Source organism: Deltaproteobacteria bacterium, from assembly GCA_016709225.1.
In the GTDB taxonomy this organism is placed as follows: Bacteria; Myxococcota_A; Polyangia; order Nannocystales; family Nannocystaceae; genus Xiheibacterium; species Xiheibacterium phototrophicum.
Genome location: JADJEE010000001.1, coordinates 2,599,865 through 2,617,090 on the forward strand (window position 1 = coordinate 2,599,865; position 17,226 = coordinate 2,617,090).

Consider the following 17,226-nt stretch of genomic DNA (forward strand, 5'->3'; position numbering starts at 1 on the left):
TTCCTCGTGAATTCGATGCTTTGGACGGCCCCGAGGGACGCGCCCGAGGGTATCCTACATACCCTTACAAGTAGGTCAAGCAATCGGCGGGCAGGCCGGCGCGGCGGTGGTAGGTTTGGCCGCCCATGCGACGTCCCGCCCTCATCCTGCTGGTGACCTCACTATCGCTGCTCGGGGGCTGCAAGGCCAAGAAGCTGCAAGCAGAGCTCGACCGAACCCGCGCCGAGCTGTCCCAGACCAAGACGGACCTCGACAAGTCGCGCGCCGACAACGACGAGCTCTCGAAGCAGAACAAGACCTACGAGCAGCGCATCGCCGAGCTCGAGGGTGAGCTGACCCAGCTGAACGCGCAGATCGAAGACCTCGCGAAGCAGCAGGGCCTCACCGCCAAGGAGCTCGCCGACCTCCGCGCCGAGAAGGCCAAGCGCGAGGCCGAGCTCAAGGTCTACAAGGATCTGTTCTCGCGACTGAAGGCGCTGGTCGACGCGGGCACCATCGAGGTGCAGTTCCGCAAGGGTCGCATGGTCGTCAAGCTGTCCGACTCGATCCTCTTCGACAGCGGCAAGACCAAGCTGCGACCCGAAGGCGTCGCCGCGGTGGCGCAGCTGGTGCCCGCGCTCAAGAGCGTCGGCGACCGCGAGTTCCTGGTCTCGGGTCACACGGACAACGTTCCGATCAAGACCGCCCGCTTCAAGTCGAACTGGGAGCTCAGCACCGCGCGCGCGGTGGTCATGGTCGACACGATGATCGAGCAGGGCTACCCCGCCGCACAGCTGGGTGCGGCCGGCTTCGGCGAGTTCGATCCGGTCGCCGCGAACGATACCCCCGAGCAGCGGGCACAGAACCGCCGCATCGAGATCGTGCTGATGCCGCTGCTCGGCGACATCCCGGGCATGCAAGAGATGCTGACCAAGCACTGAGTGGCGCTCGAGAGCCCTGCGCTCCGATCACCGCGCGGGTCAGCGAACGACCCGCAGGTGGATCGGCGCGCCGCTCAGCTCCAGCCGCACGCGCACGTTGGCCTGCCCGGCCACGTGCCAACGATCACCGGGCGTGCTCGGCTGTACCTGCAGCATCGGCGTGGCCTCGATGGGCCGAGTGTCGATCGCCTGCCCGTCGTAGTCGCGCACGTGGAACAGCGACGCGTAGGGCGCGTTCGCGATCGAGCCGTGGATGATGAGCTGCACGTCGACCACGCCCTTGGTGGTCGCGGCCTGCAGCACCTCGCACACCCGTGGCCGGTTGCTGCGCAGGTAGACCGGCGCCTGCTCGAGCTCGCGGCGATAGACGATCGAGGGCCCCAGCACGGTGTTGCGGTTGAGCTGCAGCTCGACCCGCATGCCCTGCGATGGCGGAGCCTGGGGCGACGGCGGCTTCTCGAGCGAGATCCACCGCAGCCACACGACGAAGTCGTCGCGCCGCAGGTCGAACTGCACCAACGGGTACTGCACGTCCATGCGCAACCGTGAGCCTACCCGATCATGCTGCCGATTGCCCGCGCGTCGCGGCACGTGGGACGCTCGCGCGCGACGCCGATGTCGGACCCGATCGTCATCCCCGACCGCCTCAACATGGTGACCTTCTTCCTCGACGATCGCATCGCCGAGGGCAAGGGTGACCAGGTCGCCTTGTTGCACACCGATCTGCAGGCCGGTGGCGACCCCGCGACCGCCACCACGACGACGCGCACCTATCGGGAACTCGTGGCCGGCAGCTGCCGTGTGACGAACGCACTGCGGGAGCTCGGCCTCGGCATCGAGGACCGTGTGCAGCTGCTGCTGCTCGACACCCCGGAGTGGGCCGAGGCCTACTTCGGCGTGCTGCGTGCGGGCTGCGTCGCGGTGCCCACCAACACCTGGCTGCAGCCCAAGGACTACGCCTACTACCTCGAGTACGCACGACCCAAGGCCATCATCGTCGACGCCGAGGTGTGGCCGATGCTCGCGCCGGTCGTCGGCGACGCGCCCTACCCTCCCCGCGTCATCGTGCTCGATCGCAGTGGTGCGGCCGTGCCCGCGGGCACCCACGACTGGCACGCGCTGGTCGATCGTCAGGCGCCCGAGGCCCGTACCGAGCCGACCTGGCGCGACGACTTCGCGACCTGGCTGTCGTCGTCGGGCTCCACTGGCAACCCCAAGTGCGTGGTGCACATGCACCACGACTTCGTGTGGAACACGATCGCCTACGCGCAGCGAACCCTGCGGCTCCACGGCGGCGACCTCACGATGTCGGCGCCGAAGCTGTTCTTCGGCTATGCGCTCGGCAGCAACCTGCTGTTCCCGCTCGCGGTCGGCGGCCGCTGCCTGCTGGCCCACGAGCGGCTCGAGGCCCGCGACTACCTCGCGCTCATCGAGCACCACGGCGTCACGCAGTTCGTCACGGTGCCGACCAACATCGCCAAGCTCACCGCGCTGCCCGACGAGCTGCGCTTCGATCTGCACACGCTGCACTCGCTGGTCAGTGCGGGCGAGGCCCTGCCACCGCGGCTGTACCTCGACTTCAAGCAGCGCTTCGGCGTCGAGGTCTACGACGGCATCGGCTCGGCGGAGATGTTCCACGTCTACATCACCAATCGTCCCGGCGACGTGAAGGCCGGCAGCCTCGGCCGCATCGTCGAGGGTTACCGTCATCGCCTCGTCGACGACGACAACCGCGAGGTGCCCGCCGGCGAGATCGGCACGCTGGTGATCGAGGGCCCCTCGGCGGGCGCGGGCTACTGGCGCATGCGCGACAAGAGCCGTGAGACCTTCTGGGGCGACGCGGTCAAGGGTGGCGACAAGTTCATGGTCGATGCCGATGGCTACTTCTGGTACTGCGGCCGCGGCGACGACATGCTCAAGTGCTCGGGCGTGTACGTCTCGCCGGTCGAGGTCGAGAACTGCCTGATGGGCCACACGGCGGTGCGCGAGGCCGGCGTGGTCGGCTACCGCGACGAGGCCGGACTCGAGAAGGCGATGGCTTTCGTCGAGCTGCACGAGCACGCCACCGCCAGCGACGCCCTGGCCGAAGAGCTGATGGCGTACGCGCGCGGCCACATCGCCGCGTTCAAGGTGCCGCGCCGCATCGTGTTCGCAACGCTGCCGCGCACCGACACCGGCAAGATCAAGCGCGGCGAGCTACGCGGTCGGGCGGCGACATGAGCACGGGCGTCGACGCGGAGCTGATCCAGCTCACCTATCCGCGGGTGCAGGCACTGCTTCAGCGCCCGACGCCGTCGATCGCGATCGTACCGACCGGCAGCGTCGAGGCCCACGGCCCGCACCTGCCGCTCGGGACCGACACGATGATCAGCGTCGAGGTCGCGCGCCGGGCCGGGCGCGCGCTGGCCGAGCGGGGCCTGGTGTGCCTGCGCTTCCCCGCGATCAACTACGGCGTCACCGACTGGGCGCGCAGCTTCGCGGGTACGGTGTCGATGCGCGCCGAGACCACCTACGCGAGCGTGCTCGAGACCTGCATGGCCGCGCACGCGATGGGCTTCGCCCGCGTGGTCGTGACCAACGCACACCTCGAGCCGGCGCACATCCAGACGCTGCGCCGGGTCGCGTCCGATTTCGAGGCCGCGACCGGCGTGGCGCTGCTGTTCGTCGACAAGACCCGCCGCCGCCTCGCCGAGCGGCTCGGCGCGGAGTTCAAGAGCGGCTCGTGCCATGCGGGCTCCTACGAGTCGTCGCTGGTGCTGGCGATCGCGCCAGCGCTGGTCGACCTGCCGCGCGCGCAGGCCCTGCCCCCGCACATCGTGCCGCTGCACGAGCGCATCGCCGCCGGCGCGCGGGACTTCGTCGACTGCGGGCTCGATCGGGCCTACTGCGGCACGCCGTCGGCGGCGAGCGTCGCCGAGGGCGAGGCAACGCTCGACGTGCTGGCGCAGATGGTCATCGAGGCCGTGGTCGCGAGCCTCGCGCCTGCGGGTTAGCGCGTCGACGTCGTGCACGGCTGCACGCCGCGCTCGGTCGCGAGCCACTGCACGGGCACGTCGTGCGCGGCCATCGGGATCGCGGCGTCGGGATCCCCCGGCTCGGCGACGAAGTCCTCGAAGGCCACGCCCACGCGGTGGAAGCCGGCATCGTCGCGGAGCTCCGCGAGCGCGCGATCGTAGTAGCCGCGACCGAAGCCGATGCGCGCGCCGCTGCGATCGAAACCGAGTCCCGGCACCAGCACGAGCGCGCCCCCGAGCTGCGCGAGCGCGTCGATGCGCGGGCGCGTGGGGCTGGGCTCGATCAAGCCGAAGCAGCCCGAGCGCAGATCGTCGGGCCCGCCGGTGTCCACGAACTCCAGCACGTCACCGCGCACGCGCGGCAGCCACAGCGGCGTGCCCCGCTCCCACGCCGCGTGCAGGATCGCGGCGGTATCGGGCTCGCCGCGCACGCCGACGAAGGCGACGAGCGCTTCGGCCTCCGCCCACAGCGGCGAGGCGAGCACGTGATCGCACAGCACCGTCGAGCGCTGGTGGATCCACGCGCGCGGCAGCGCGGCCCGACGCGCCCGCAGCCGCTCGCGCACGCGCGTGCGGGCCTCGTCGTCGCCGCTCACCCGCTGCAGCCACCGAGGTCGAAGTAGCACTGTGCGGTGCAGGTCAGCGTGCCGTCGCCGAGCCCGAGGCTGGCGCAATCGAAGCCACCGAGATCGTCGCCGTCGCACTCCTCGTCGAGCTCGATGACGCCATCGCCACAGCTGGGCCCGCCGCTCGAGCTGCCCGAGCCCGAGTCGCTGCCCGAGCTGCCCGAGCCCGAGTCGCTGCCCGAGCCCGAGCCCGAGTCGCTGCCCGAGCCGCTGCCCGAGCCCGAGTCGCTGCCCGATGCTCCACCGTCGCCGCTGGTGCCGTCGCCTGCACCGGTCGACGCGGTGTCGGCGGTGTCGGCCGCGGTCCCGTTCGAGCCGCCATCGGTGGCATCGGTGCCCGTGAACGACCCCGCGCTGGTGCTCGCCGACGCACCGCCCGTCGTCCCGCCATCGCTCGCGCCACCGCTGGTGGACATCGTGTCGACCGCTGCGCTCGTGCTCACGTCGGTGCCCTCGATCCCGAGGCAGCCGCCGGTCGCCAGACCCACCAGCGCCACCAAGCTCGCGCGCAGCATGCAATCCATCCTGACAGCATAGCGCGACTGCGCCGCGCCCCCTCGGGCGCGACGCGCGACCACCACGGCAGCGCCGCAGCACCGCCTCCGCCCTGGGATCCCGCTTGTCCGCCGGGGCCCGGACGTGCTACGAGTCGAGACCGCGCGGGAGTAACTCAGTTGGTAGAGTGTCAGCTTCCCAAGCTGGATGTCGCGGGTTCGAGCCCCGTCTCCCGCTCCGCGTAGGTGGATCGAAGCAAGCGTCGAGCCGCGAGGCTCCACGGAGCCCTTCAGCGTGCGCGGCCGCGTTCCTTCGTCGCGTGGGGCCGGCAGCGGGGCGCACCGATTCCACCTTCGCGCCGCGCTCACGCGCCGACGTAGACCGCCAGGTGCTTGCCGGTCGTCGTCGCGCGCTTGGCCACCAGCGTCGCCGGCGGGCCTTCGAACACCACGCGCCCACCCTCGTGGCCGGCGCCCGGGCCGAGATCGATGATCCAATCGGCGTGGGCCATCACGGCCTGGTGGTGCTCGATGACGATCACCGACTTGCCGGCGTCGACCAGGCGATCCAGCAACCCGAGCAGCTGTTCGACATCGGCGAGGTGCAAGCCGCACGTCGGCTCGTCGAGCACGTAGATGCCACCGGGCTCGGTCATGTGGGTGGCGAGCTTGAGTCGCTGGCGCTCGCCGCCCGACAGCGTCGTCAGTGGTTGGCCGAGGCTCAGGTAGCCGAGCCCGACGCCCGCGAGGCACGCGAGGATGTCGTGCGCCGCCGGCAGCTTGGCCTTGCCGGTGCCGAAGAACGCCAGCGCCTCGGTCACGGACATCGCCAACACCTCGCTGATGTCCTTGCCGCCGAAGCGGTACTCGAGCACCTCGGCCTGGAAGCGCTTGCCGCCGCAGTCCTCGCACGGCGTCGCGACGCCAGCCATCATCGCCAGGTCGGTGTAGATGACGCCCGCGCCGTTGCAGCTGGTGCACGCGCCCTCGGAATTGGGGCTGAACAACGCCGGCTTCACGTCGTTGGCCTTGGCGAAGGCCTTGCGAATCGGCTCCAGCAGGCCGGTGTAGGTCGCGGGGTTGCTGCGGCGCGAGCCGTGGATCGCCCCCTGATCCACCGAGACCACGCCTGCACCTGCGGGAATCGAGCCGTGGATGAGCGAGCTCTTGCCCGAGCCCGCCACGCCGGTCACGACCACCAGCACGCCGAGCGGGACGTCGACGTCGACCTTGCGGAGGTTGTTGCTGCTCGCACCGCGGATCTCGAGCTTGCCCTTGGGCTTGCGCACGCTGGGCTTGAGCTTCGCGCGATCGTCGAGGTGACGACCTGTGAGTGTGCCGCTGCTGCGCAGGCCCTCGACCGTGCCCTCGAAACAGACCTTGCCGCCGGCCTTGCCCGCACCGGGCCCGAGGTCGACCACGTGGTCGGCGATCGCGATGCTCTCGGGCTTGTGCTCGACCACCAGCACGGTGTTGCCCTTGTCGCGCAGGCGCAGGAGCAGCTGGTTCATGCGCTCGATGTCGTGGGGGTGTAGCCCGATGGTCGGCTCGTCGAACACGTAGGTCACGTCGGTCAGCGCCGATCCCAGGTGGCGGATCATCTTCGTGCGCTGCGACTCACCGCCCGACAGCGTGCCGGTGGGCCGGTCGAGCGAGAGGTAGCCGAGCCCGATCTCGACGAACGAGTCGAGCGAGTGCACCAGCGCCGCGACCAGCGGTGCCACGGCGGGCGCCTCGAGCCCACGCACCCACTGCGCGAGGTCGCTGATCTGCATCGCGCAGGCGTCGGCGATGTTCTTGCCCTTGATCTTGGACGACCGCGCCTCGGCGGCCAGCCGCGTCCCGCCGCACTCGGGGCAGGTCTTGAAGGTCACCGCGCGCTCGACGAAGGCGCGGATGTGCGGCTGCATGGCGTCGACGTCCTTCGACAGGAACGACTTCTGGATCTGCGGGATGAGCCCGCTGTAGGTGAGGTTGATGCCGTCGACCTTGATCTTGGTGGGTTCGCGATACAGCAGATCGTCGAGTTCCTTCTTGGTGAACTTGCGGATCGGCTTGTCGGGGTCGAAGTAGCCGCAGCCGCGAAAGATGCGGCCGTACCAGCCCTCCATGCTGTAGCCCGGGATGGTGATGGCGCCCTGGTCGAGCGAGAGCTTGTCGTCGTACAGCGCCGTGAGGTCGAAATCGGAGGTCGAGCCCATGCCCTCGCAGCGCGGGCACATGCCGCCCAGGCGGTTGAAGCTGACCGCCTTCGCGCGGTTCTTGCCGGCGCCGCGATCGACCGTGAGCGCGCCGGAGGCCTTCACCGACGGCACGTTGAACGAGTAGGCGTTGGGTGGGCCGATGTTGGGCTTGCCCAGCCGACTGAAGAGGATCCGCAGCAACGCATTTGCATCGGTCGCGGTGCCGACGGTCGAGCGGGCGTTCGCCCCCATGCGCTCCTGATCGACGATGATCGCGGTGGTGAGCCCGTCGAGCACGTCGACGTCGGGCCGCGAGGTCGTGGGCATGAAGCCCTGCACGAACGCGCTGTAGGTCTCGTTGATCAGCCGCTGCGACTCGGCGGCGATGGTGCCGAACACCAGCGAGCTCTTGCCCGAGCCCGACACGCCGGTGAACACCGTCAGCCGTCGCTTGGGCAGCTCGAGGTCGACGTCGACGAGGTTGTTCACCCGTGCGCCGCGCACGACGATCCGATCGTGCCGGTCGGCGGCGTGCTGCGCGTGGGGTTGGGGATCGGTCCGTTTGGCCTTGCTCACCGCGGCGCAAGCCTGCCACGGGCGGCCTGGGCTTGCCCAGGCGCGCGTACTACCCTTCGCGGCCGATGCCCGCCGACGCCCGTGAGAACACCCGCCGCAGCTGGAACGTCGCCACCCGCAACCACAACGCCCACAAGGGCGATCAGGCCGCGCGCCTGCGGGCGGGCCACGACGTGCTCTTCGACGAGGAGCTCGCGCTGCTCGGACCGCTCGAGGGCCGTCGACTGGTCCACCTGCAGTGCAACAGCGGCCAGGACTCGCTGTGCCTCGCACGTCGCGGCGCGCACGTGACCGGCGTCGACTTCAGCGACGAGGCGATCGCGTTCGCGAAGGCGCTCTCGGACCGCAGCGAGATCCCCGCGCAGTTCGAGCACGCCGAGGTGGTGCAGTGGCTGCACGACACGCCGTCGCGCTTCGAGCTCGCGTTCTGCAGCTACGGCGCGGTGGGTTGGCTACCCGATCTACGCGCGTGGGCTCGCGGGGTCGCGCGGGTGCTGGAGCCCGGCGGGCGACTCGTCTACGTCGAGTTCCACCCGCTGGTGTGGTCGGTCGGGCCTGAGTTCCGCCTCGATCGCGACGACTACTTCGCCCGCGAGCCGTTCGTCGAGCCCGTGGGCGACTACGTCGCCGGCTCCGGCACGGCGCTCGCCGCCGAGCACGACGACGCGGCCGCCGGCAGCAACGACATTCCCGCGACCAGCTGGCAGTGGACGCTCGCGGAGATCCTCGAGGCGTGCATCGAGGCCGGCCTCGAGCTCGAGCACGTGCGCGAGTACCCCTACGCGAACGGCTGCCGCGTGCACCCGGGGCTCGAGGCCGAGCCGGGCACGCGACGCTGGCGGTGGCCCGCCGGGGTCGCGCGCGTGCCACTGATGTTCGGGCTCGTCGCGCGCCGGCGCCCCTGAAGCGCGAACGGGCGCATCTGGCCCAACTCGGGCCGCGACCGACGCGTGCACGGCGACGCTCCGACGCGACGTTGTGTCGTGGGTGCCCGCGTCCACCACGATGGCGATGTGCGTGCTCGCCGTGGTGGTGCTCGCGACGTGGCACGAGCGTGCCGCGCGGACCAACCCGTGGCTCGAGCGTCTGCGCGTGCTGCTGCCGGCGTGGCGGTTCTTCGATCGGGTCGACACCGCGCCGTCCCTGCGCGTGCGCTTCGCGGCGCCGGACGCCGCATGGGGCGAGTGGCTCGACGCGCTCGCGGTCCCGCGACATCGCTGGCTGCTGGCGCCGGCGGGCAACCTCGCGCTCGCGTACCACGGCGTGGTCGCGCGACTGGTGACCGAAGGCGAGCTCGATGGTTCGCCGGAACAAGCGGTGACGCTGCTACTCGTCACCGATCTCGCACGTGAGGCGGTCCCGACCGAGCTCCGCGGCCGTGACGGCGCGCGGTGGCAGTGGTCGATCGTCGATGGCGATGCCGATCGAACCGTGCTCGCGCGCTCGCCGGTGCTGGCCGCATGAGCGCGACGCTCGAGCAGGCCCTCGCTTGGACCTCGTGGCTGGCCGCGCTGGTCTGCGCGGTCGCGGCGATCGAGCTGTGGTCGGTGCGCCATGCGTGGCGCGATGCGGGTGTCTTCCGCTGGTCGACGCTGCGGATCGAGTACGACACGCTGCCCCGGCCGCTGCGCCGCGCGCTCGATCAGCTGTTCGACGGCCGCGGCTTTGCGTGGGTCGTGCGCCTGCAGCTCGGGCTCGCGCTCGCACTGCCGTGGTGGTCGCACCCGCTGCCGGCGTGGGGCCTGGTCGCGACCACGCTGGCGTGCTCGGTGCGCTTCCGCGGCAGCTACAACGGCGGCAGCGATGCGATGACGATGGTGGTGTTGCTGGGCCTGGCAATCGCGCGCACGCGAACATCGTGGGCCGAGCTCGGGCTCGCATACATCGCGGCCCAACTGGTGCTGTCGTACTTCATCGCGGGCGTCGCCAAGCTGGCCGACCGGCGCTGGCGCGACGGCACCGCGCTGCCCGCCCTGCTCTCGATCCCACAGTACGGCGTGCCACCGCGAGCCCGTCGCGCACTGACGCATGCCACCGTGCGGCGCGCGGCCGCCGGGGGTGTGCTCGCCTTCGAGTGTGGATTTCCCCTCGCGCTCGTCGATGCCACCGCATGCGCGCTGCTGGCCACCGTCGCCCTCGCGTTCCACGTCGCGAATGTGGCGCTGCTCGGCCTCAACCGCTTCCTGCTGGCGTGGCTGGCCGCCTACCCTGCGCTGCTGTTCTGGTGCTCGCGCGGCGGGTGAGCGATGCCGCGACGGTGTGCGCGGCAGGCCCGCGTCACGCTCGCACGCCCACGTCCGCCGCTCGGGTGCCCCACGATCGACGTGATCCACACTACGTCGCGGTCCGCGAGGTCGCGATGTTCGACCGCTGCGGGACGCCAGAAGGTTGCGTTCACGGCCACACGCGGTAGCGTCGCGGTGTGAAGCGTCTGTCCGCCGCCGTGCTTTCGATCGGGCTCGCCGCCGCGCCAGCAACCGCGCTCGCGGGCCCCAACGACAATTCCAACAAGCGCCCGTGGGCGCTGCAGATCGGCGCCGGCCCGACACTCGACATCCCGTTCGGCTTCGCGGTCGGCACCGTCGGCGTCGACTTCCAGTACCACTTCAAGAAGGGTGACGTCGGCCCCGCGCTCGGCGGCCTGCTGCACACCCACTTCGGCTTCGGCGACTTCGGCTTCACCACCGGACCGATCTTCATGTGGGACTTCCGCGTCGTGACCAGCAGCAACTTCAAGCTGTACGTCGCGCCGCTGGCGGCCGCCGGCTTCGGTCTCAACACCTACGGCCGCGGCGCCGATCCTTACTTCTTCGCCGACATCGGCGGCCAGCTCAAGGGCGTGTGGAACGACCGCGTGGGCTTCTTCGTGCGCCCCGCGACCTTCTCGGTGTGGGCGGGGCCGTTCGGCGGCGTCGCGTTGTGGACGCTCTTCGGCGGGCTCACGCTTTCGTTCTGACCTGCCCATGGCGGCCCGCGCGTGCCCGCTCGATGCGTCGCTCAGCGATGGCCATCGCCGGCGCTGGCTCGCTCCTGCGGCACCACCGCGACCGCGAGCGGTAGCTCGGCCGCCAGCGCCGCCGCGGTGCTGCCGACGAAGGCGCGCTCGACCGTCGGCAGTCGACGCGATCCGACCACCAACAGCGGCGCGTGGGTCGACTGCACGAGTCGGCCGAGCGTGTCGATGACGGCGCCCTGCTCGACGCGCGACTCGAGCTGCGCGAGCCCGTGTCGATCGAGCCACCGCCGCAGCTCGGCCAGCGCGCGCGCGTGTTCCTGCTCGGCGAGCTCGTTCCAGGGCCCGTCGGCCACGTAGGCGCGCAGCACCGGATCGAGCTGCGGGATCACGTGCACCGCGATGACCTCGCGCCCGAGGCGAGCGCCCATCTGTGCGGCGAAGCGGCATGCCGCCACGGCGTCCTCCCCCAGGTCGGTGGCGACCAGCACCGGCCCGGCGCCGAACGGAATCTGTGCGTAGTCCGGCGGCACCACCACGACGGTGGTCGGCAGCGCGCGCAGCAGCCGACGCGCGTTGGTGCCGAGTCGGATGGTCGCGCGGGCATCGTCGGCCACCTGGCGACCGACCACGATGACTTCGGCGTGCTCGCCTTGGGCCTGGTGCGCCAACACCTCGTGGGCGCGGGGACCGAGCGCGACGACCTCGCGGGTGAAGAATTCGCGGATGGCCGCCTCGTCGAGCTCGCGCTGCAACGCCTCGCGAGCTCGACGACCCACCTCGTCGGGGCTCTGCAGCCGGAAGATCGGCGCCAGCTGCTCGCGCTCGATCACGTGCACGCCCACCAGCTCGAGCGGCTCGCCACCCGACTGCGAGACCCACGACGCGAAGCGCACGGCACCGTGACTCGAGGGGCGCAGGTCGAGGGCGACGATCCAGGTCGACATCGCTCCAAGGTTGCCCCGAGAACGACGCCGACGGGCGCGAAGCTATTGCGGGGCCGCCGACGCCCGTCTACGGGCCTTCGGCGCCCCGACGCCCTGCCGCTACAGGGCCTTCAGCGCCTGCATCGTCGAGGGACCGACACCCGCGACGGCCGCGACGTCGGCGAGCGACGCGTAGGGGCGATGATCGATCACCGCATGCGCGCCGGTGGCGTAGACGCCGAGGCCCACGAGATCCTCGAAGGTGGCGTGGTTGGCCAGCTCGAGCGCATCGGCGGCCTCGCGCGCCTCGAAGGTCACGCCGTCGAAGCTACCGGCGAGCACCGACAGGTCGCCCCACGCCGGCGCAAAGCCGCGCAGCGCCAGCAGCGTCGCCTTGCCGACGTTGGGCGCCGCCGCGAGCTCGTCGAGCGAGGCGTACGGCGCGTGCTCGACCAGGCTGCGAGCAGCGGTGCTCGACAGCGCGACGTCGATGTCCAGCTCGGCGACGTCGGCCGAGTTCACGCCCCACAGCACCGACGCGGCCTCATCGGCCGTGAACTCGACGCCCTCGACCAGCGCGCCGGTGGGCACCGGATGATCGAGCACCCAGTCGTGCAGTCGCTGCATGCTCGCGACGCCGACGTACTTCACGGACTCGACCTCCTCGAGGGTGTCGAAGCGATGATCGTCGGCGGTGCCGAGGTTGCCGTCGGTGCCGTTGCGATGGCCGATGATCGCCACCGCCGCGCGGCGATCGAGGCCGATCTCGAGGTCGAGGAGCTCGACGGTGGTCGCCGGTGCGTTGAGCAGCGCGAGCAGGGCCTGGCTCTCGGCCGGCGTGATGTCGAGGCGCGACTCGATGTCGGCGTCGGTCGTGTCGGCGGAGCAGGCGAAGCAGACGAACGGGAGCGTGAGCAGCAGGCGGCGCATGGTCGGGACTCTCTTCCGGGGACTCTGATGGGGCGCCATGAGCAACGGGTATGCCGCTGACCTACACGCCCCATGCATCTGAAATGCTTGATCATTGTCGGCTGCAACGAGTTGCAATTTTGCAATTCGTGTGTCGATGATTCATCACCCATGGATTTCGACGACGACGCCCGCGAGCTCCACGACGCCGATGTCGAGCAGCTCGAGCGGCGGCTCCTCGAGCTCGCGCTGCGCCGCACGTCGACGCGCCACGGCGCGATTTTCCTCTGGCGCGACGACGAGCAGGCGCTCGCACTCGACTTCCACGTCGTCGACGATCTCGTCGTCACGTTGCCCAACGCGCGCGTGCGTCGGCCGTCGCCCGGCCAGCCGCCTGGGATCGCGCTGCTGGCGTTCGAACGCAACGAGCCGTACCTGTGCCGCGACACCGCGGCCGATCCGAACTACGCGCGCTACTTCCTCGACGTCGGCTCGATCGCGGCGGTGCCGATCCCGTGGCAGGACCGAGCGATCGGCGTGCTGACGGTCTCGGCGGACGACCGCGGCGCACTGACGCCGCACCACCTGGTCGCCCTGGTCGAGCTGGCGCAGACCGCCGCCCGCTTCCTACGGCGCGCCCAGCAGTACCGCCGCACCCGTGACGACCGCCGACGGCCGCTGCTCATCAAGGGGCTGTCACCGCAGTGGCTCGAGGTCGAGCGACGCATCGAGCGCGCGTCGCCGTCGGATGTCCCGGTGTTGATCCACGGCGAGAGCGGGACTGGCAAGGAGCTGGTCGCCCACGCCATCCACTTCAACTCTCGGCGCGAGTCGAAGCCGTTCGTGACGGTGAACTGCGCCGCGATCCCGGAGAACCTGCTCGAGAGCGTGCTGTTCGGCCACGTGCGCGGGGCCTTCACCGGCGCCAGCTTCGAGAAGCAGGGTGAGTTCCACAAGGCCGACGGCGGCACGCTCTTCCTCGACGAGCTCGGCGATCTCCCGCTGTCGCTGCAGTCGAAGCTGCTGCGCGCGGTCGAGTCGGGCGAGGTCGCCAAGCTGGGCAGCAACAAGCCCCCCGAGCGCGTGGACGTGCGGCTGGTGGGCGCCACGCACCGTGACCTGCGCGCAATGGTGGCCGCGGGCAGCTTCCGCGCCGATCTCTACTTTCGCCTGGGCGTCATGGTGCTCGAGCTGCCGCCACTGCGGGCCTATCGCGAGCAGATCGCGGTGTTGTCGGCGGTGTTCCTGCAGCAGGCCGCGGACCGCATGGGCAAGCCGGCGCCGCGCATCGGACCCGAGGCGCTCGCACTGCTGCGCGCCTACGACTTCCCCGGCAACGTCCGCGAGCTCCGCAACGCCATCGAGCACGCGGTCGTGATGTCGAAGGGCGAGATCCAGCCCGCCGATCTGCCCGAGTCGCTGCGCACCGATCGGTCGCGAGGCCCGGCGTCGCCGCGCAACGCGACGGTCGCGACCGCGTCGCACCGCGAGCGGGCGCCCACGCTCCGCGAGCTACGCGAAGCGTGGCTGGCCCCACTGGAGACGCAGTACCTCACCGAGCTGCTGCAGGCCTGTGAGGGCAACGTCGCGCGCGCGGCCGCCCGCGCGGGCGTCGACAACGTCACGCTCTATCGCCTGCTGCGCAAGCGCGGGCTCGCAGTCCGACGCACCGTCGTCGAGGTCGCGCCCGAGGCACGCAAGGCGAAGCCAAGGCGCCGCGCCGAGTCGTGACGCCGCAGCGCTCCCCGCACCGTCGCACCGGCTACGTCGACGCGGCGCCGCTGCTGCTGCCGTCCGAACCGCCGCTGCCGTCCGAACCGCTGCTGCCGGCCGAGCCACTGCTGCCGTCCGAGCCACTGCTGCCGGCCGAGCCGCTGCCGGTGTCGCTGGTGCCGGTGGTGTCGCCCGACGCCGCGCCGCCGCTGCCCGAGCTGCCATCCCCTGGGCGCCCGGTGGTGCCCTCACCCGAGTCGCCACCGCTGTCATCGGGTGGCCCACTCGCACTCGCACTCGCGCCGCCGTCGGCGGTGGTGCCACCGGCCCCATCGCCGCCATCCGCCGAGGCGGAGGCCGACTCGCTGCCGGCCGCGGTCGTGTTCAGCCCCGAGGCGCTCCCCGAGTCGCCCACCGCGGCGCTCGTGCTCACATCGGTGCCCTCGATCCCGAGGCAGCCGGGTGCGCACGCGAGCACGACGGCGAGCAAGTGACGAACGCGGACCATCGCAGGCGAGGTCACGACGTTAGCACGCCGACGCAGCGCCCGAGCACGACCGCGCCCTGCTGCCCAATTCGGGCAAGCGTGGGCAAGTCGCCTGCCCAAGTCGGGCGAGCGTGTTGCCCGACACGATTAACCGTGAGTCCCGACGAACGGCACGGTGGTTGCTGTACGGTCGGGACCCATGCCGGTCCGTACCAAGATTTCGCTGCTCGCAGTGTTGTCCCTCATGCCGGGACTTGGTTGCGACAAAATCGTCGCGCTCATCAACGATGGGGCCCAAGCCGCCGCCAACGAGGCCGGCGGCGGCCTCACCGGCGGTCCCAAGACCGACGACGACCGTCTCGGCGAGAAGCTGCAGGCGTACATCGACTGCATCAACGGGCCCGCGACCAACATCTCCGATTCGGGCAAGCGCTACTTCGACTGGATCGACGACCCCAAGGTCGGCCCCACCGGGAAGGAGACCAGCGTCTACGGCCTCTACGAGATCCGCGACACCAAGCCGTGCCTCGACGGCATCGCGAAGGCCGCGGAGCTCGAGCCCGACGACGCCGACCTCGAGGCGGCCGCGAAGGCCTTCGCGGACGCGGTCAGCACCGCGGCGCCGTTGATGAACGAGGCCTACAAGTACTACGACGAGGACAACTACAAGGACGACAAGTGGGCCAAGGCCAAGGAGCTGCACCCCAAGCTCATGGCAGCGATCGAGACCTTCGAGGGTACCAACGCCAAGCTGCGCGAGATCGTCGGCAACCGCAACGATGCGCTACAGGAGCGCGACCTCTCGCGCATCGAAGCCGAGATGGGCAAGACCTTGATGTGGCACCAGCGCAAGATCATGGTGCTCTCGAAGAAGGTGATGGACACCGCCGACGTCGAGGTCGCGCCGGAGTTCAAGCTCGATCTGGCGGTGTTCGAGCCGCTCGTCAACGAGCTCGAGACCGAGCTGAGCGCGACCGAGGAGTATGGCAAGGCCCACAAGGAGGAGCTCGACTCGGTGACGATGTACAGCTCGTTCCAGTCGGAGGCCGAGGAGTTCAAGAAGATCGCCAAGGAGGTGCTCCGTCGCAAGCGCGACAACCAGGCCTTCACCAAGGATGATCTCGAGCGCTTCGCCAGCGGCCCCGCGTCGTGGGTCGAGGGCAGCCCCGCGAAGCTGCTCGACAAGTACAACAGCCTCGTCAGCCGCAGCAACTCGCTCAACTACTCGTTCTACAAGCCGGCGCCCAAGGGCTAGTCGGCGCGCATGCTCGGGTGAGGGCTACGCGTCGCCGGGCGCGTAGCCCCGCTCGCGCAGCTTGCCCGCCACCACCGCCCACACCGTGCCCGCGTCGGAGTTGACATCGTGGGCACGGCCGGCGAACCGGCCACAGAAGGAGCTCTTCAGGATCTCCGGCACTGCGCTGCGGGCTTGCCCCGAGAAGAGCGGATGCTGGAGGTACACGCACGCTTCCTCCGTCGCGCGCACCGACAGCGTGCCCGGCAGGTCAGGTGCCTTGCGCACCGCGTCCGCGACCGCGACGACGTCCTCGACCAGCTTGTGGGCGAGATCGGGGTGGCGCGCGACCAGCAGCTTCACCTCCTCCTCGGGCGGCGGGTAGTCCATCTGCAGCGGCGCGAAACGATCGAGCTGCGCAGCGTCGATGGCAAACGTGCCGCTGAACTCGCGACCCCGGTTGACCGCCGCGATGAACTGCACGTTGTCGGGGATCGCGACGAAGCGGTTCTCGATGGGATGGAACACCCGTCGTGTGCTGTCGAGCGCCGGCATGAGCGCGTTGCGGGCGCTCTCCTGACAGCGATTGAGCTCGTCGAGGAACACCAAGAACCGCCGCGATGGCTCGACCTCGGCGCGCTCGACCGCCTCCAGCACCTCGGTCTTGACGAAGTCCGTGACGGGCGAGCCGCTGCTCGAAGCGCGCACCTGGATGGTCGCAAAGAAGTCCACGGCGTCGATCACCGCGCCGCAGTTGAAGAACACGAACTCGTAGCCGAGGCTGGCTGCGATCGCCCGTGCGAGCACGGTCTTGCCGCAGCCCTGCGGCCCATCGAGCAGGATGTTGAGGCCGCTCTGCAGCAGCACCTGCAGCTTCTTCGAGACCACCGGATCCAGCCACACACTCTCGATGCGAAACGGCGCCGGCCCGATCCACTCGACCTCGATGGTGCCGCGATCCTCCCGTTCGGGCTTGGAGATGGCGGTGATGCGCACCAGGCACGAGACGCCCGCGACCACCCGCCGGTCCCGCGTCAACACCACCTTGGGCGCGCGGCGACCGTCGAAGTGCGTGCTCCGCAGGCCGAACTCCGAGTCCTCGACCGGGTTGGGCCAGAACGTGGCCTCGCCGGTCATCCCCACGCTGAGCTCTTCGATCTTCCACTTGCGTCCGGACATCGTCGCCTCTTT

Annotated in this window: 17 protein-coding genes and 1 tRNA gene; 11 read left to right on the plus strand and 7 right to left on the minus strand. The window is 70.4% G+C overall.

Translation table 11 applies throughout. The features are described from left to right. Nucleotides 1-125: 125 nt before the first annotated feature. Nucleotides 126-920 (plus strand): OmpA family protein, encoded by a 795-nt coding sequence (locus IPH07_10565; protein MBK6917832.1) that lies wholly within the window; start codon nucleotides 126-128, stop codon nucleotides 918-920. 39 nt (nucleotides 921-959) lie between these two features. On the opposite strand, the gene IPH07_10570 is transcribed toward IPH07_10565, so the two are convergent. After that, nucleotides 960-1,457, minus strand: coding sequence for a hypothetical protein (locus IPH07_10570; GenBank protein ID MBK6917833.1), 498 nt, complete (start codon nucleotides 1,455-1,457; stop codon nucleotides 960-962). 78 nt (nucleotides 1,458-1,535) lie between these two features. Between IPH07_10570 and IPH07_10575 the strand changes: the two genes are divergently transcribed. Both IPH07_10575 and IPH07_10580 read left to right on the plus strand, forming a co-directional pair. Further along, the gene (locus tag IPH07_10575) at nucleotides 1,536-3,140 is read left to right on the plus strand and encodes a benzoate-CoA ligase family protein (protein MBK6917834.1); all 1,605 of its coding nucleotides are present in this window, start codon (nucleotides 1,536-1,538) and stop codon (nucleotides 3,138-3,140) included. Next, nucleotides 3,137-3,913, plus strand: coding sequence for a creatininase family protein (locus tag IPH07_10580; GenBank protein ID MBK6917835.1), 777 nt, complete (start codon nucleotides 3,137-3,139; stop codon nucleotides 3,911-3,913). The genes IPH07_10575 and IPH07_10580 overlap by 4 nt, the downstream gene beginning before the upstream one ends. Here the strand turns inward: IPH07_10580 and IPH07_10585 are convergent. Beyond that, entirely contained in the window at nucleotides 3,910-4,530 is a 621-nt protein-coding gene (locus tag IPH07_10585; protein ID MBK6917836.1) for a 5-formyltetrahydrofolate cyclo-ligase, read from the minus strand. The two genes, IPH07_10580 and IPH07_10585, sit on opposite strands and share 4 nt — an antisense overlap. Continuing rightward, nucleotides 4,527-5,084, minus strand: coding sequence for a hypothetical protein (locus IPH07_10590; protein ID MBK6917837.1), 558 nt, complete (start codon nucleotides 5,082-5,084; stop codon nucleotides 4,527-4,529). Before IPH07_10590 ends, IPH07_10585 begins: the two co-directional genes overlap by 4 nt. Before the next feature lie 135 nt (nucleotides 5,085-5,219). Between IPH07_10590 and IPH07_10595 the strand changes: the two genes are divergently transcribed. Continuing rightward, nucleotides 5,220-5,292: transfer RNA gene (locus IPH07_10595), tRNA-Gly, on the plus strand. Between the two features lie 127 nt (nucleotides 5,293-5,419). Here the strand turns inward: IPH07_10595 and IPH07_10600 are convergent. Next, nucleotides 5,420-7,813 carry an excinuclease ABC subunit UvrA gene (locus IPH07_10600; GenBank protein MBK6917838.1) on the minus strand — a complete coding sequence of 798 codons (2,394 nt, stop codon included), beginning with the start codon at nucleotides 7,811-7,813 and terminating at the stop codon, nucleotides 5,420-5,422. A 65-nt stretch (nucleotides 7,814-7,878) separates the two neighbouring features. On the opposite strand from IPH07_10600, the gene IPH07_10605 reads away from it, so the two are divergent. The 4 genes from IPH07_10605 to IPH07_10620 all read left to right on the plus strand — a co-directional run bounded on the left by IPH07_10605 (nucleotide 7,879) and on the right by IPH07_10620 (nucleotide 10,769). After that, a complete protein-coding gene (locus IPH07_10605) occupies nucleotides 7,879-8,718 on the plus strand; it encodes a class I SAM-dependent methyltransferase (GenBank protein ID MBK6917839.1) in 840 nt (279 codons plus the stop codon). Nucleotides 8,719-8,800: 82 nt separating this feature from the next. Further along, the gene (locus IPH07_10610; GenBank protein MBK6917840.1) at nucleotides 8,801-9,277 is read left to right on the plus strand and encodes a hypothetical protein; all 477 of its coding nucleotides are present in this window, start codon (nucleotides 8,801-8,803) and stop codon (nucleotides 9,275-9,277) included. Continuing rightward, on the plus strand, nucleotides 9,274-10,056 hold the full coding sequence (locus IPH07_10615) for a hypothetical protein (protein ID MBK6917841.1): 783 nt from the start codon (nucleotides 9,274-9,276) through the stop codon (nucleotides 10,054-10,056). The genes IPH07_10610 and IPH07_10615 overlap by 4 nt, the downstream gene beginning before the upstream one ends. Before the next feature lie 179 nt (nucleotides 10,057-10,235). Continuing rightward, entirely contained in the window at nucleotides 10,236-10,769 is a 534-nt protein-coding gene (locus IPH07_10620; protein ID MBK6917842.1) for a hypothetical protein, read from the plus strand. A 41-nt stretch (nucleotides 10,770-10,810) separates the two neighbouring features. On the opposite strand, the gene IPH07_10625 is transcribed toward IPH07_10620, so the two are convergent. Further along, nucleotides 10,811-11,713, minus strand: coding sequence for a universal stress protein (locus IPH07_10625; protein ID MBK6917843.1), 903 nt, complete (start codon nucleotides 11,711-11,713; stop codon nucleotides 10,811-10,813). Between the two features lie 99 nt (nucleotides 11,714-11,812). Beyond that, on the minus strand, nucleotides 11,813-12,622 hold the full coding sequence (locus IPH07_10630; GenBank protein ID MBK6917844.1) for a hypothetical protein: 810 nt from the start codon (nucleotides 12,620-12,622) through the stop codon (nucleotides 11,813-11,815). Between the two features lie 150 nt (nucleotides 12,623-12,772). Here IPH07_10630 and IPH07_10635 point away from each other — a divergent pair, with 150 nt between their 5' ends. The 3 genes from IPH07_10635 (at nucleotide 12,773) to IPH07_10645 (ending at nucleotide 16,056) form a co-directional block, all read left to right on the plus strand. Beyond that, a complete protein-coding gene (locus tag IPH07_10635; protein ID MBK6917845.1) occupies nucleotides 12,773-14,332 on the plus strand; it encodes a sigma-54-dependent Fis family transcriptional regulator in 1,560 nt (519 codons plus the stop codon). Then, the gene (locus IPH07_10640; GenBank protein ID MBK6917846.1) at nucleotides 14,329-14,808 is read left to right on the plus strand and encodes a hypothetical protein; all 480 of its coding nucleotides are present in this window, start codon (nucleotides 14,329-14,331) and stop codon (nucleotides 14,806-14,808) included. Before IPH07_10635 ends, IPH07_10640 begins: the two co-directional genes overlap by 4 nt. A 192-nt stretch (nucleotides 14,809-15,000) precedes the next feature. Next, entirely contained in the window at nucleotides 15,001-16,056 is a 1,056-nt protein-coding gene (locus IPH07_10645) for a YiiG family protein (GenBank protein MBK6917847.1), read from the plus strand. Nucleotides 16,057-16,080: 24 nt separating this feature from the next. Here the strand turns inward: IPH07_10645 and IPH07_10650 are convergent, their stop codons facing one another. Beyond that, nucleotides 16,081-17,214 (minus strand): MoxR family ATPase, encoded by a 1,134-nt coding sequence (locus IPH07_10650; GenBank protein ID MBK6917848.1) that lies wholly within the window; start codon nucleotides 17,212-17,214, stop codon nucleotides 16,081-16,083. Nucleotides 17,215-17,226: the final 12 nt, after the last annotated feature.

Coding starts and splice junctions, on each gene's coding strand:
- IPH07_10565 (MBK6917832.1), top strand. CDS start 126: ATGCGACGTCCCGCCCTCATCCTGCTGGTGACCTCACTATCGCTGCTC.
- IPH07_10570 (MBK6917833.1), bottom strand. CDS start 1,457: ATGGACGTGCAGTACCCGTTGGTGCAGTTCGACCTGCGGCGCGACGAC.
- IPH07_10575 (MBK6917834.1), top strand. CDS start 1,536: ATGTCGGACCCGATCGTCATCCCCGACCGCCTCAACATGGTGACCTTC.
- IPH07_10580 (MBK6917835.1), top strand. CDS start 3,137: ATGAGCACGGGCGTCGACGCGGAGCTGATCCAGCTCACCTATCCGCGG.
- IPH07_10590 (MBK6917837.1), bottom strand. CDS start 5,084: ATGGATTGCATGCTGCGCGCGAGCTTGGTGGCGCTGGTGGGTCTGGCG.
- IPH07_10605 (MBK6917839.1), top strand. CDS start 7,879: ATGCCCGCCGACGCCCGTGAGAACACCCGCCGCAGCTGGAACGTCGCC.
- IPH07_10615 (MBK6917841.1), top strand. CDS start 9,274: ATGAGCGCGACGCTCGAGCAGGCCCTCGCTTGGACCTCGTGGCTGGCC.
- IPH07_10625 (MBK6917843.1), bottom strand. CDS start 11,713: ATGTCGACCTGGATCGTCGCCCTCGACCTGCGCCCCTCGAGTCACGGT.
- IPH07_10630 (MBK6917844.1), bottom strand. CDS start 12,622: ATGCGCCGCCTGCTGCTCACGCTCCCGTTCGTCTGCTTCGCCTGCTCC.
- IPH07_10635 (MBK6917845.1), top strand. CDS start 12,773: ATGGATTTCGACGACGACGCCCGCGAGCTCCACGACGCCGATGTCGAG.
- IPH07_10645 (MBK6917847.1), top strand. CDS start 15,001: ATGCCGGTCCGTACCAAGATTTCGCTGCTCGCAGTGTTGTCCCTCATG.
- IPH07_10650 (MBK6917848.1), bottom strand. CDS start 17,214: ATGTCCGGACGCAAGTGGAAGATCGAAGAGCTCAGCGTGGGGATGACC.